Below are 13763 nucleotides of genomic sequence, written 5' to 3' on the forward strand. Positions count from 1 at the left end.
TTGACGGGTGGCAGGACATGCCGCTGACCGACGCCGCGCAGACGGTGCAGGTGTCGGCCTACCCGGACGCCTACGCCCAGTGGGAGCAGCAGGCCGCCGACCTCGTCGCCCAGCACTGGAACAGCTGACCCCACACCACAAGCACCCAGCACCACCGCACGGCAACACCACCGCACGACACCGACTGCTGGCCGGCACCCGCAACCCGGGTGCCGGCCAGCGGCCTTTCTGCTCTAGCCGGTACTGGCCGCCGTTCACCAGTCGCCGTCCTCGTTCACTGGCCACTGACCGGAGTGACGTGATCGGCGCCGAGTGATCCGATCGGCCGGCGGGTACGTACCCCTGGACGGGGACCGGCGGAGGGACACAGGCATGGCCGCAGTGGGGTACGGCGCGGATCGCGAACCGGAGTCAGCGCCGGAGCCGTCCGGTGGGGCCGCACCGCGACGGTGGTCCACCGGTGTACGCCTGTTGGTGGCTGCTGCCGCCGTCGTCTTGCTCCTGGGTGCGGCAGCGGTGTCCGTGATCGTTGCCGATCCCGACCACCTCGGCATGACCTACTCCGGCCGACCCGACGGCACTCGCCCGGACGGCACTCGCCCGGACGGCACTCGCCCGGACGGCACTCGCCCGGACGGCACTCGCCCGGACGGCACTCGCCCGGACGGCACTGGCCCCGGTGACGGCGGCCGCCCAGGTGGCGTCGCTGACCCGGACGCGGCTGAGGGGCGCCGCGGTGGTGCGGGCGCTGCTGGCGAGCAACTGTTGACAGCGCCGCTGGCGGGTCGGCAGAAGGGCACCTTCGTGCTCGCGGATGGGCTGCACTCGTTCGAGCTGCGGGTGGCCGAGTTGGGCGATGACCTGTACCGGATCAGTACCCCGGCGGGCTCGGGCGTGGCGGGCCGACCGGCGGTGCAGGGGGAGACCGTGCGGCTCGACCTCGTGGAGTCCGGGACGCGCGGGCCACGGGCGGTGCGGGTGTTGCTCAACGAGCGGGTCGCCTGGCGTGTCCACCTCGTTGGCGGGGTGAGCAGTCAGGTGCTGGACCTGACCCGGGCCCGGCTGCTGGGCGTGGAACTCGCCGGGGGTTCCAGCCGTACCGAGATTCTCCTGCCACCGATCACCGCCGCCGGCCCCGGCAACCCCACCGGCCCGCGCTCAGACCAGCCTGCCACCATCCTGACCGTACGACTCACCGGTGGGACCAGCCAGCTCGACGTGCGGGTCCCGGGGCAGACTCCGGTACGGGTTCGGGCGGGAGCCGGCGCCGGCTCGGTGGTGGTACGCGACGACCGCTGGGATGGGGTGGCCGCGGGCTCGGTGCTGGGTACGCCGGGTTGGGACCGGTCGGCGGAGCGCCTGTACCTGGACCTGGTCGCCGGTGCCAACAGCGTGCTGGTCTCCTCCAGCAACCGGTAACCCACGCCGGGCCAGCCCACGCCGGCCAGCCGACCCTGACAACCACGGGCTGGTGAACCCGCCCGCCCTCGGCTGGAAGCACCGCGGTCGCGAATGGGCATGCGCGTACAGTCGGGCGGTGGAGCGTACTGAATCAATGCTGGCGCAGACCCGACCGCCTGGCGTGGCCGACGTCGATCCCGGCAGTGTGTTGTTGCCCGGCCACGACGTGCCGTTGGGTCGGTACACCACGGTGCGGCGGCTGCTTCCGCAGCGCGCCCGCCGGATGGTTGGCGCGTGGTGTTTCGTCGATCATTTCGGCCCGGACGATGTGGCGCAGCGGCCCGGTATGGAGGTGCCGCCGCACCCGCACACCGGGCTGCAGACGGTGACCTGGCTGCTCGACGGCGAGATTCTGCACCGGGACAGCCTCGGCAACGTGCAGCCGATCGTGCCCGGCCAACTGAACGTGATGACCTCCGGGAACGGTATCGCCCACTCGGAGCGCTCGCCGGCCACCCATCCGCCGGTGATGCACGGTGTGCAGCTCTGGGTGGCGCTGCCGGACCCGGCGCGGGCCGGAGCGGCCGACTTCGCGCACCACGCCGACCTGCCACGCTGGCGGGACGGCGATCTGGACGTCACAGTGCTGGTCGGCGAGTTCGCCGGGGAGCGGTCACCGGCAGTGGTGCACACCCCGCTGGTGGGGGTGCAGTTGGAGCTGCGCGGCGAGGCGCCGGCGACGATGGCGTTGCGGCCCGATTTCGAGTACGCCGTGCTGGCGATGTCCGGGTCCGCGGAGGCGGCCGGGGTCGGGTTCGAACCGGGGGCGCTGCTGTATCTGGGCTCGGGCCGCCGGGAGCTGACAGTGCGGGGCGGGGCCGGGGCCCGGTTGCTGCTGCTGGGCGGAACGCCGTTCGAGGAGCCGTTGGTGATGTGGTGGAACTTCGTGGGCCGGTCACACGAGGAGATCGCCGCCGCCCGGGAGGACTGGATGGCCGGCGACGGGCGCTTCGGTGTGGTCGCCGACGATTCGGCGCCGCCGCTGCCGGCGCCCGCCCTGCCCACGACCCGCCTCAAGGCCCGCGACCGCACCGGCGGCATGCACGGGTGACGGGCACGCGCGGCCGGTGTGTGACCCCTGGTGGCGCGGGTAGTCGCCGGCATGGCGACCAGTTTGATCACTCCGGTGGAGGACCGTAAACGTCTGGCGCGCCGGCTCGCCGGTGGCGGGCGGGGCTTCGCCGAGCAGTACGGGTTCCGGGTGACCAACAACCCGGCGAGTCTCTTCCAGGTGCTGTACCTGTCGGTGCTGCTGGCCCGTCGTGGGGACTTCCGGCGGGCGGTGGACGGGGCACGGGCGTTGCGCGACGAGGGGTGGGACAGCGCGGCCCGGCTCGCGCGTTCGCTGCACGAGGACCGGGTCCGGGTGCTGCGCGCCAGCGGCCAGCGCGGTGACGTGGACGCGCTGGCCGCTGTGCTGGGTGACCTGGCCCGGACGGTGATCGAGCGGTATCGGGGTGATCTGCGCCGGCTGCGGGCGGTCGCGCACCACGACCCGGTCCGGGAGCGCGCGCTGCTGGCCGAGCTTCCGGGCGTGGACGATCAGGTCGTCGTCCTGTTTCTCCGCGAGGCGCAGGCGTTGTGGCGGGAGGTGGCCCCGGTCGCCGACCGGCGGGCGCTGGCTGCCGCGCGTCGGCTCGGGCTGGGCAGGTCGGCGGACGACCTGGCCGGCCTGGCCACTGGCGAGTCCGAGCAGTTGGCCTGGTTGGTGGGGGCGTTGGCCCGGGTCGACCTGGAGCACCGGTACGCGGAGGTGACCGGTCAGCCGTGACGTGCCCTGGCCCACACTTCCCCAAATTCTGACCAAACGGAGGATGTTCTGCCGTATGGTTGGACCCAGCAGTGCTGGCCGCTCGGTTCGAGCGGACCTCCACCGCCTGGTGACCGCGACCGGTTCGGATGCGGTTCACCGCCTGGGCAGGCTTGCGTGGCGCCCTGGGTCGCGGTTCGTGACCAGGGGCGCCCGCCTGTCCCGGCCCTTCGATCGGCCCCGCCCCGTGTCACGCTCCGGGGGTCCGGGCGGCCGGCTGAGTCCCTCTCACCGCGCCAGACCCGCCAACAGGTTCACGGTCACGGCGATGATGAACGCGCCGAACAGGTACGACACCATCGAGTGGCGCAGCACCGTACGACGCATCTCGTTGCTGGTCAGGTTGGTGTCGGAGATCTGGAACGTCGTCCCGATGGTGAACGCGACGTACGCGAAGTCGGAGTAGCGCGGCGGTTCGGGCTGGTTGAAGTTCACCCCGCCGTCCGGGCCGGTGTAGTAGATCCGGGCGTACCGGGCGGCGAACACGGTGTGCACCACGAACCAGGAGAGCACCACGCTGAGCACGCCCACGCCGCTGTGCAGCTCCCGGGCCATCCCGGGGGGCGCGCTCTGCGCGCTGGCCACGACCAACCCGACGGCCAGCAGGCTGGCCAGGCAGGCGACGAGCAGCAGGCTGTCCCGGATCGCCCGGTTCGGGTCCTCGTGGACGGCCAGTTGGGCGGTCCGCTCGGCGTCCATCGGCCAGATCTTGTGCCAGACCAGCACGAGCCAGCTCAGCGCGCCCACGTCCCAGCCGGCCAGCGCGGCGAGCGGTAGGGGCAGTAGCAGCGCGAAGACGAAGCCGGCGATGACCCCGACCACCGCCACAACGGCGAGTTGCTTCGCAGCCGGGAAACGCACGTCCGCTGGCCGGTCGGGGCCGGTCTGGGTCACTCGGGACGCTCCCGGGGCGGGGTGGTGGGCGCCACCGCCGGGTCAGATGCCGCGCAGGTGCTGCGAGACCCGGTTGTGCTTCTTGTCCCGGGCCTGCTCGGCCCGCTGGGCGGGGCCGACCTCGGGCGCCGCCTCGATCCCGGCCGACCGGGCCACCTCGGTCCCGTTGGCGTAGTCGACCGGCGGCAGGGCGCGCAGCGCCTTCAGCACGTCCGGCGGGGCACCCTCCCGTTCGGCCTCGCGGACCACGTCGTCCTTCTCGGCCGGGTAGTCCAGGCTCGACAGGTACTGCAGGACGTCGGCGTAGCTCGCCATGGCGTGGGCTCCCTCGGGCATCGATGTGGTGACGACCGGCGGCGGTTACCCGCCCGCCGGCCGGTCACGCCCGCCCGGCGCAGGAAACCGGCGCCGTTTCTCCTCGGCCGGCGCGGGTACCCGCAGACGCCGACGCGAGCAAGGGAGTACGCGATGAACTACGACACCTTCATCGACCAGGTTTCCCAGCGCACCGCCACGTCGTCCGAGCGGGCGGTCGAGCTGACCCGGGCCGTGTTGGAGACGTTCGCCGAGCGGTTGACCGGCGGTGAGGTCCTGGACCTGGCCGCCCAGTTGCCCCAACCGCTGCAACTCGTGCTCAAGCCGAGTCCGAGCACCGAGCAGGCGGACCGATTCGGCGCTGCGGAGTTCGTCGCCCGGGTCGCGTTGCGCGCCGGTGTGCCGGAGCCCGGCGCCGAGGACGCCAGCCGGGCGGTCTTCACCACCCTGCGCGAGGCGATCACCGGCGGTGAGTTCGACGACGTGGTGACCCAACTGCCACGGGACTATCGGGGCCTGGTCGAGCAGGCGATGGCCCCGGGCGCGACGTTGCGCCGCGGCTGACAGCGCTCGTACCGGGCACACACAGCGGTTTACCAGGGCAACCAGCGATGTCCCGCTTGGCGTGGCGATTGCGCCTGACCTAACCTTGTCGTGCGAGGGGAGTACTTCCCACGAACCATTCCGGTCAGTACGGCGCGCCCGGCGCGCCTCGGGTGGTTGCCCACCAGGTGGTGGGTGAAGGAGACCTCGAACATGACGGTGTTCGAGGAGACCCCACATGAGTCAAGTGTCGTATCTGTCCGCCGCCAGTGACCTGTCGTCGGTGGGCACGCCCACGCTGTGGGCGGTCACCATCATCGGGGTCCTCCTGCTGTTGGTGCTGGACTTCCTGGTCACCCGCCGCCCGCACGAGGTGTCCATGCGGGAGGCCATCGGCTGGTCGGCGTTCTACATAGCGCTGCCGTTGGCGTTCGGCGGCTGGATCTGGTCGCGATTCGGCTCCCAGCAGGGCGTCGAATACCTGACCGGCTACCTGGTGGAAAAGTCGCTCTCGGTCGACAACCTCTTCGTCTTCATGTTGCTGTTGGCGGCGTTCGCGGTGCCGGCGGTGCTCGCCCAGCGGGTGTTGCTCTACGGCATCGCCGGCGCGCTGGTGCTGCGGGCCGTCTTCATCGCCCTCGGCGCGGCGGCGTTGCAGACCCTCGACTTCGCCTTCCTGCTCTTCGCGATCATCCTCATCGCCACAGCGGTGAAGCTGCTGCGCGATGCCATGTCCGGGCATCAGCAGGAAGTCGACATCAACAAGATGCGGTCGGTGAAGCTGCTGCGCAAGTTCATGCCGGTGGTCGACGACTACCACGGCACCAAGATGACCGTCCGACAGGGCGCGAAGCGGGCACTCACGCCGTTCGCCCTGGTGGTGGTCGCGGTGCTGGCCACCGACATCGTCTTCGCTGTCGACTCGGTGCCGGCCGTCTACGGCATCACCGAGGACCCGTACCTGGTGTTCGCCACAAACGCGTTCGCCCTGCTCGGCCTGCGGGCGCTCTACTTCGTCCTGCACGCGGCGCTGAGCCGGCTGGTGCACCTCAGCTACGGCCTGGCCATCATCCTGGCGTTCATCGGCCTCAAGCTGGGTCTGCACTGGGCGCACGGCATCTGGGACAGCGTGCCGCAGATCCCCACCCTGGCCTCGCTCGGCGTGATCATCGGTGTGCTGGTGGTGGTCACGGTGACCAGCCTGCGCTCCACCCGCGGCGGCGACCTGCCCGAGGACCGCAAGGTCGTCGCGGAACGGCACTGACCGCGACGCGCCGGCTGACGACGGGGTACGCGGGAAAGCTCCCGCCCCCACCGGCGCGGGTGGTACGACTGTGCAATGGGAATCGTGTCACCGGGCTTTCAGGGTCGGCCCCGAACGCAGGAGCCGGCCCTGCCACCCGGTCAGTATCTGACCGAGGACTTTCCGGTGCTCTCGGCCGGCCCGACGCCCCGGGTGTCACTGGACACCTGGGAGTTCGTCATCTCCGCCGAGAACGGCAGCGAACACCGGTGGTCGTGGCAGGAGCTGATGGCCCTGCCACAGGAGACGCCGATGGTGGACATCCACTGCGTCACCCGCTGGTCCAAGCTCGGCACCAACTGGCAGGGCGTCTCACTGGACACGCTGCTCGCCGACGTCGACACGGGGGCGCACTTCGCGCTGGCGCACTCCTACGGCGGGTACACCACCAACCTGCCGCTCGACGACCTGCGCGGCGGCCGGGCCTGGGTGGTGCACACCTTCGACGGCGCCCCGCTGCCCGCTGAGCACGGCGGGCCGGCGCGACTGCTGGTGCCGCACCTGTACTTCTGGAAGTCCGCCAAGTGGGTGCGCGGCCTGCGGCTCAAGACGATGGACGAGCCCGGGTTCTGGGAGACCGCCGGGTACCACGACTACGGTGACCCGTGGCGCGAACAGCGGTACCAGGGTGACTGAGCGCGCCGTGGCGACGAACACCCAGCGTCGTACGCCGAACCGTTGGCAGGTCGGCCGGCTGGTGGAGCGCCGGGTGGAGACACCGACCGCGCAGACGCTGGTGCTGGAGGTGCCGGACTGGCCGGGGCACCTGCCCGGGCAGCACGTCGACCTGCGGCTCACCGCCCCGGACGGTTACCAGGCGGCCCGGTCGTACTCGATCGCCGGGCCGGCCGTGGACGGGCCGGGAGGACCGCGCATCGAGGTGACAGTGCAGCGTGTGCACGACGGCGAGGTGTCGCCGTACCTCATTGATGTCTTCGGGGCCGGCGACCCGGTCGAGGTCCGCGGACCGCTCGGTGGCTGGTTCATCTGGCGGCCCGAGGAGAGCGCGCCGGTGCAGCTCGTCGCGGGTGGCTCCGGGATCGTGCCGCTGATGGCGATGATCCGGGCGCGGCGGGCGGTGGGCAGCAAGGCACCGTTCCGGCTGATCTACTCGGTGCGCACCCCCGGCGACGTGATCTACGCCGACGAGCTGCGCCGCCGGGTCCGCGACGACTTCGGCCTCGACGTCGCGTACGTCTACACCCGTGAGGCACCCGAGGGTTGGCGTGGTGAGCCGCACCGGATCGGGCTCGCCGACGTCAACACGCACGGGTGGCCGCCGGATTTGGAACCACTCACCTACGTCTGTGGCCCGACAGCGTTCGTGGAGACCGTCGCCGACCTGCTGGTGGGGCTGGGTCACCCGTCCCGTCGGGTCAAGACCGAACGCTTCGGCCCCACCGGCTGACCACCCGCTCGCTCACGCAGTGCCGAGGAGATTTCGATGACCGAGATGTCGTACCTGGACGGCAACATGCTCGACGGCCCGATGCGTGAGCTGTTCACCGTCGACCTGAGCAGCGCGATGGGCCGCTGTGAGAACTGCGGGACGACCGGGTCGATGGCCAGCCTGCACGTCTACTCGAACGCCCCGGGTCTCGTCGCACGCTGCCCCTCCTGCGAGGAGGTGATGGTGCGTCTGGTGCGTGGGCCGGACCGGGCCTGGCTGGACATGCGCGGCACCACCTACCTCCAGGTGCCGATGCCGATGGAGCAGACGTTCCCCGGCCCGCTCTGACGAAACGCTCGCCCGGCTGAGGCAGGATGGCCGGACGAGCACCGGTCGATGGCGTGGCGCTGTGGGATCCGCCGATTCTCGCCTCGACGGCTCACTGTGCGGTGCCCGCGAGCAGCCACCGTCGGACGGGGATCTCCAGCAACGCCCGCTCGCCGTCCGGGCCGACCTGCTGGCCGACGTCCCAGCCGTCGTACTTGCGCGCGAACGCCTCGGCGACAGTGCTCGGGAATCCACTCCGGTGCACGTGGGCGGCACCCTCCGCCACCACCGGCGCGTTGCCGCTCTCCAAGGCCAGTGACACCCGTGGGTCGGCCACGACGTTGCGGGCCTTGACGCTGCGGCTCTCGCAACCGACCCAGAACGTCGTCGAGAGGTAGACGAACCAGACCGGCGTCAGGTGCGGGGACCCGTCGCGCCGCACCGTGCACAGCCAGACGTTCAGCTCCCGCGACAGTCGCTCTTCGACGTCGGCCGGGGGGATGGAGGGGGTTCGACTCACCGGGCCAGTGGATCACAACCCCGCACGTCCCGACGACGGTCTGTCACCTGATGTGGGGCCGCGTGCGGCGGCCGAAACTCGGGTGCGGTCGATCTGGCACACCCCTAGGCTCCGGCTCGGACGGCTGTCACGGCGTCCGGTCGATGGGAGATGAGCGCAGCGATGACCGCACACCTGTTCGCGATCAGCTTCGACGCGAGCGAGCCTCTGCGGCTCGCGCAGTTCTGGGCCGGGCTCCTGGGGCGGGGGATCGTCGACGATCCACACGACGGCGTCCTGCTCCTACCCGCCAACGACAACGAGTACCACATCCGCTTCGCCCCGAACCAGCAGCCGAAGGTGGTCCAGAATCGGATGCACTTCGACCTGACCAGCGGTTCGCTGGAGGGCCAGCGGCAGACGGTGGCCAGGGCACTGGAACTCGGCGGACGGCACACCGACATCGGGCAGGGCTCGGAGATCGATCACGTGGTGCTCGCCGACCCCGAGGGCAACGAGTTCGACGTCATCGCACCGGGCAACAGGTTCCTCGCCGGCTGCGGCTTCGTCGGTGCGTTGGCCTGCGACGGTTCGCAGGCCGTCGGCTACTTCTGGAGTGCTGCGCTGGGCTGGCCGCTGGTCTGGGACCAGGACGAGGAGACCGCGATCCAGTCGCCGCAGGGTGGCACGAAGATCACCTGGGGCGGTCCGCCGTACATGTCGAACGGCGGCAGGGATCGGGTGCGTTTCGACATCGCTCCGGGTGTCGACGTCGATTGGCAGGTCGAGGTCGACCGTCTGCTGTCGCTCGGGGCGACGCGAGTCGACACCGACCAGGATGGGGCAGGCCGAGTCGTGCTGGCCGACCCCGATGGTCAGGAGTTCAGCCTGTTGACGTCCCGCTAGCCCGCGCCGCGACGCGCCCGCGGCGGCTGGTTGGACAACAGCGGCACCGGTCGGTCAGAGTGGTCCGCCGTGAGGTACCTGCGTACCGGTGGTCCCGCCGCGATCCGGCGACCCCGGCCCACCGACTCGGACGAGTTCGTCGCCGCCGCGCGGCGCAGTCGGGACCTGCACCACCCCTGGTTGGCCGCGCCGGCCAGCCCGGAGGAGTACGAGCTCTATCTGCGCCGGATCCGTCGCCGCGACAGCGCCGGCTACCTGATCTGCGACCGGGCCAGCGGCGAGATCGCCGGCTACGCGAACATCAGCGGGATCGTGCTCGGTGCGCTGCGTGGTGGCTACCTGGGGTACGCGGCGTTTCTGCCGTACAGCGGGACCGGGCACGCGTCGGCGGGCGTCGCCCTGGTGATCGACCACGTGTTCACCTCGGTCGGCTTGCACCGGCTGGAGGCGAACATCCAACCGGGCAACGAGCCGTCGCGGCGGGTGGCCCGCAAGCTCGGTTTTCGCTTGGAGGGCTTCTCCCCGGACTACCTGTTGATCGACGGCGCCTGGCGCGACCACGAGCGCTGGGCGATCACCGCACCAACCCCGGCCTGACCTTCGGCCCGGCCGCGCCGGGCCGACGGAGCAGCGGACCTTTCACCCGGACCGGGTGATGACGCCCCGTACTGTCCTTCCTACGGTGGGTGCATGGCTGCCGTTCGCGCGACCCCTGCCAACCCCCTCCCCGGTCTGTCCGCCGTGGCGGCGGACAGCGCCGACCAGCGGGCCATCCCGCCCGAGTTGGGCCCCGACTCGCTCGCGGTGCTCAGCGGGCCCACGTTCCTGTACTCCAACGCGTGCGGGGATGTGCCGACCGGCAGCATCGGTGGGCTCGTCCACCTGGACACCCGCCTGATCAGTGGCTGGAACCTGACCGTCAACGGCGGTGAGCTGTTGCTGCTGCGCGCCGAGACCATCGACCATTACTCCGCGCAGTACGTCCTCACCAACCCGGAGTTGCCCGGGCTGCCGCCGAACACGCTGGGCGTGCGGCGACTGCGCTACGTCGGCGACGGGTTTCACGAACGCGTGGAACTGATCTCGTTCCGGCGGGAGCCGGTCCGGGTGGAGCTGCGGCTGGCCGTCGCCGCCGACTTCGCCGACCTGTTCGAGATCAAGTCGACGGTCCGGGACCGTTCCGCCGAGATCAGCCGTGAGCACGCCGCCGACGGGTCAGAGCTGTGCTTCTCCTACCAGCGCGGCGACTTCTCCGCCCAGACCCGGGTGTGCTGCGCGAAGCCAGCCGACCGCATCGAGGGCGACGACCTGGTCTGGGACCTGAGCCTGGGCCAGGGCGAGGAGTGGCAGGTCGACCTGCACGTGCCCCTGCCACCCGGGATGGGGGTGGTGGAGCCGGTCCAGGGCGACATCGCCGACGTCATTCACGGCCGGGCCGACGACCCGCTGCGCCGGTGGCTGGAGGACCGGGCGGTGCTGCGGAGCGACAACGCGGCGTTGGAGCACACAGTGCAGCAGTCCCGCAACGACCTGGCGGCGTTGCGGCTCGACCTGGAGGTCAAGGGCCAGCGGATTCTCCTCCCCGGTGCCGGACTGCCCTGGTTCCTCACCGTCTTCGGCCGGGACACCCTGATCACCGCGTACCAGACTCTCGTCGCCGGGCCCGCGCTGGCGAAGGGCACGCTGCTCGCTCTGGCCCGACTTCAGGGTGAGACGTGCGACGACTTCACCGACGAGGAGCCCGGCAAGATCCTGCACGAGGTGCGCAGCGGCGAGTTGACCCGCAGCGGCGAGAAACCGTTCGGGCCGTACTACGGCACCGCCGACGCCACCCAGCTCTGGCTGATCCTGCTCTCCGAGTACTGGCGCTGGACGAGCGACGACGAGACCGTCCGGCACCTGCGGGACAACGCGGTGGCCGCGTTGTGCTGGATCGACGAGTACGGCGACCGGGACGGTGACGGCTACGTCGAGTACGCCACCCGGTCGCCCGAGGGGCTGGGCAACCAGTGTTGGCGGGACTCCCCGGACGGCGTCTGCTTCGCCGACGGCCGAATCCCCGTGCTCCCGCTGGCCACCAGCGACCTACAGGGCTACACCTACGACGCCAAGCTGCGGCTGGCCGAACTGTTCGACGGTCCGTTGGACAATCCCACGTTGGCTCGCCGGCTGCGCGACGAGGCCAACACCCTGTACGAGCGGTTCAACCAGGACTTCTGGATCGAGGAACGGGGCGGCTACTACGCGGTCGCCCTGGACGGCGACAAGAACCGCGTCGACTCCAAGACCTCCAACATGGGTCACCTGCTGTGGAGCGGAATCGTCCCACCGGAGCGGGCCGACGCCGTGGTGCGTCAACTCATGTCGCCGGACATGTTCTCCGGTTGGGGCATCCGCACGCTGTCCCGGGAGGAAACGCTCTACAACGCCCTCGGCTACCACCTGGGCACGGTCTGGCCGCACGACAACTCCATCGCCGCGCTCGGCCTGGCCCGGTACGGCTACCGGGCCGAGTCGAACCGGATCAGCCTGGCGATGATCGAGGCGGCCGAGCAGTTCGGTCACCGACTGCCGGAGGCGCTCAGCGGGTTCGATCGGGAGCGGCTGCTCTTCGCCGTGCCGTTCCCGACCGCGTGCAGCCCGCAGGCGTGGGCGGCCGGCACGCCGCTGGCCCTCATCCGCGCCATGCTCGGCGTGAACCCGGTCAACGGCAGGCTGGTCCTCGATCCGGACGTCCCGGAGGAACTGGGCCGGATCGCCGCCGAGCGGGTCCGGGCGTTCGGCCAACAGTGGGAGGTGGAGGCGATCGGTCGCAGCGGCCACGTCCGGCTTCAGCCGAGCTGAGCACGGCTGGCGCGTAGGACGTTTGTCGCGGGCTCCGACGGGAAACGGCCCGCAATGACGAAACCTCGTGTGGTGATCGTGGGGGCCGGGTTCGCCGGTTACCACGCGGCGAAAACGTTGAGCCGGATCGCCCGGGATCGGGCCGAGATCGTGGTGCTGAACTCCACCGACTACTTCCTGTACCTGCCGCTGCTGCCCGAGGTGGCGGCCGGGGTGGTCGAGCCCAAACGGATCGCCGTGCCGCTGACCGGGACGCTCAAGGGCGTACGGGTGGTGGTCGGCGAGGCGGACCACGTCGACCTGCAGAACCGCTGGGTCGGCTTCACCCAGGCCGAGGGGGAGAAGAACCGGCTGGCGTACGACCGGCTGGTGCTCGCCGTGGGCAGCGTCAACAAGCTGCTGCCCATCCCGGGGGTGACCGAGTACGCGCACGGCTTCCGTGGCCTCCCCGAGGCCGTCTACCTGCATGATCACATCGTCCGGCAGATCGAGCTGGCCGAGCAGGCCGAGGACCCGGCCGAGCAGCAGGCCCGGTCCACGTTCGTGGTGGTCGGGGCGGGCTACACCGGCACCGAGGTCGCGGCGCACGGGCAGCTGTTCACCGACGCGTTGCACGCCCAGCGGCCCCGGCTCACCGTCCGACCCCGCTGGATGCTGCTCGACGTGGCGTCCCGGGTGCTGCCGGAGTTGGACAAGCGGATGTCGGACACCTCGCACAAGGTGCTCAACCGGCGTGGGGTGGACGTGCGGATGGGTACCTCGGTGGCCGAGGCGACCTGCGACGGGGTGAAACTCACCGACGGCGAGTACGTGCCGACCTGCACCCTGGTGTGGTGTGTGGGGGTGCGCCCCGACCCGTTCGTCAACGAGCTGGGCCTGCGGACCGACCGGGGTCGACTGGTCACCGACGAGTTCCTCAACGTTCCCGGCTATCCGGAGGTCTTTGCCTGCGGTGACGCCGCCGCGGTGCCCGACCTCGTCAATCCGGGCAAGGTGTGTGGGATGACCGCCCAGCACGCGCAGCGGCAGGGCAAGCGCGCCGCCTACAACATCGCCGCGTCGTACGGGTTCGGCCGCCGTAAGCCGTACAAGCACCACGACCTGGGCTGGGTCGTCGACCTGGGGGGCAAGGACGCGGCGGCGAACCCGTTGCAGGTCAACCTGGCCGGGTTGCCGGCCAAGGCGGTCACCCGGGCGTACCACCTGATGGCGATGCCGGGAAACCGCACGCGGGTCAGCGCCGACTGGGCGTTGGACGCCGCGTTGACCCGCTCCGCGGTCCAGTTGGGGCTGGTGCCGGCCAACGCGGTGCCGCTGGAGAGCACCACACCCGAGGTCGCGACCCGGTCCCGCTGAGCCGGGCTCCCGGCCAGGTAGTCGGGAGCAGGGCGGGCCCCGACCAGGTCGTCGCGGAGCGGGCCGGCCGCGACGGTCAGTCGGTGGAGTTGGCCGGCCGCGCGGACCGCGCGGC

At 71.0% G+C, this 13763-nt stretch carries 15 protein-coding genes; 12 read left to right on the plus strand and 3 right to left on the minus strand.

Going from position 1 to position 13763, the window contains the following annotated elements; translation table 11 throughout:
* The first annotated feature begins 372 nt into the window (after positions 1-372).
* From ABZ794_RS33460 to ABZ794_RS33470, 3 genes are all read left to right on the plus strand, one after another.
* Positions 373-1419 (plus strand): hypothetical protein, encoded by a 1047-nt coding sequence (locus tag ABZ794_RS33460; RefSeq protein ID WP_357519414.1) that lies wholly within the window; start codon positions 373-375, stop codon positions 1417-1419.
* Positions 1420-1537: 118 nt separating this feature from the next.
* Positions 1538-2512 carry a pirin family protein gene (locus ABZ794_RS33465; protein ID WP_210785129.1) on the plus strand — a complete coding sequence of 325 codons (975 nt, stop codon included), beginning with the start codon at positions 1538-1540 and terminating at the stop codon, positions 2510-2512.
* Between the two features lie 51 nt (positions 2513-2563).
* The gene (locus tag ABZ794_RS33470; RefSeq protein ID WP_357519416.1) at positions 2564-3232 is read left to right on the plus strand and encodes a hypothetical protein; all 669 of its coding nucleotides are present in this window, start codon (positions 2564-2566) and stop codon (positions 3230-3232) included.
* A 267-nt stretch (positions 3233-3499) separates the two neighbouring features.
* On the opposite strand, the gene ABZ794_RS33475 is transcribed toward ABZ794_RS33470, so the two are convergent.
* Positions 3500-4165: a DUF1345 domain-containing protein gene (locus tag ABZ794_RS33475; protein ID WP_210785131.1), complete on the minus strand. Its 666-nt coding sequence runs from the start codon at positions 4163-4165 to the stop codon at positions 3500-3502.
* A gap of 42 nt (positions 4166-4207) precedes the next feature.
* A complete protein-coding gene (locus ABZ794_RS33480) occupies positions 4208-4480 on the minus strand; it encodes a DUF2795 domain-containing protein (protein WP_030332551.1) in 273 nt (90 codons plus the stop codon).
* Between the two features lie 153 nt (positions 4481-4633).
* Between ABZ794_RS33480 and ABZ794_RS33485 the strand changes: the two genes are divergently transcribed.
* From ABZ794_RS33485 to ABZ794_RS33505, 5 genes are all read left to right on the plus strand, one after another.
* Positions 4634-5044, plus strand: coding sequence for a DUF2267 domain-containing protein (locus tag ABZ794_RS33485; protein WP_357519419.1), 411 nt, complete (start codon positions 4634-4636; stop codon positions 5042-5044).
* Positions 5045-5261: 217 nt separating this feature from the next.
* Entirely contained in the window at positions 5262-6287 is a 1026-nt protein-coding gene (locus ABZ794_RS33490) for a TerC/Alx family metal homeostasis membrane protein (RefSeq protein ID WP_210785133.1), read from the plus strand.
* A 75-nt stretch (positions 6288-6362) separates the two neighbouring features.
* Entirely contained in the window at positions 6363-6962 is a 600-nt protein-coding gene (locus ABZ794_RS33495; RefSeq protein WP_210785134.1) for a sulfite oxidase-like oxidoreductase, read from the plus strand.
* A 7-nt stretch (positions 6963-6969) separates the two neighbouring features.
* A complete protein-coding gene (locus ABZ794_RS33500) occupies positions 6970-7734 on the plus strand; it encodes a ferredoxin reductase (protein ID WP_210785156.1) in 765 nt (254 codons plus the stop codon).
* A gap of 36 nt (positions 7735-7770) precedes the next feature.
* Complete coding sequence (locus tag ABZ794_RS33505; protein ID WP_210785135.1) at positions 7771-8064, plus strand: DUF6510 family protein; 294 nt, start codon at positions 7771-7773, stop codon at positions 8062-8064.
* Between the two features lie 91 nt (positions 8065-8155).
* Here ABZ794_RS33505 and ABZ794_RS33510 read toward each other — a convergent pair whose 3' ends face one another.
* Complete coding sequence (locus ABZ794_RS33510; protein WP_210785136.1) at positions 8156-8563, minus strand: pyridoxamine 5'-phosphate oxidase family protein; 408 nt, start codon at positions 8561-8563, stop codon at positions 8156-8158.
* A gap of 162 nt (positions 8564-8725) precedes the next feature.
* Here ABZ794_RS33510 and ABZ794_RS33515 point away from each other — a divergent pair, with 162 nt between their 5' ends.
* The 4 genes from ABZ794_RS33515 (at position 8726) to ABZ794_RS33530 (ending at position 13648) form a co-directional block, all read left to right on the plus strand.
* Positions 8726-9448 (plus strand): VOC family protein, encoded by a 723-nt coding sequence (locus tag ABZ794_RS33515; protein ID WP_357519422.1) that lies wholly within the window; start codon positions 8726-8728, stop codon positions 9446-9448.
* Positions 9449-9517: 69 nt separating this feature from the next.
* Positions 9518-10045: a GNAT family protein gene (locus ABZ794_RS33520; protein ID WP_357519424.1), complete on the plus strand. Its 528-nt coding sequence runs from the start codon at positions 9518-9520 to the stop codon at positions 10043-10045.
* Between the two features lie 93 nt (positions 10046-10138).
* Entirely contained in the window at positions 10139-12292 is a 2154-nt protein-coding gene (locus ABZ794_RS33525) for a glycogen debranching N-terminal domain-containing protein (RefSeq protein WP_357519426.1), read from the plus strand.
* Positions 12293-12346: 54 nt separating this feature from the next.
* Positions 12347-13648: an NAD(P)/FAD-dependent oxidoreductase gene (locus ABZ794_RS33530; protein ID WP_210785140.1), complete on the plus strand. Its 1302-nt coding sequence runs from the start codon at positions 12347-12349 to the stop codon at positions 13646-13648.
* Positions 13649-13763 lie beyond the last annotated feature (115 nt).

The sequence above is a fragment of the Micromonospora sp. NPDC047187 genome (assembly GCF_040643355.1).
Lineage (GTDB): Bacteria > Actinomycetota > Actinomycetes > Mycobacteriales > Micromonosporaceae > Micromonospora > Micromonospora salmantinae.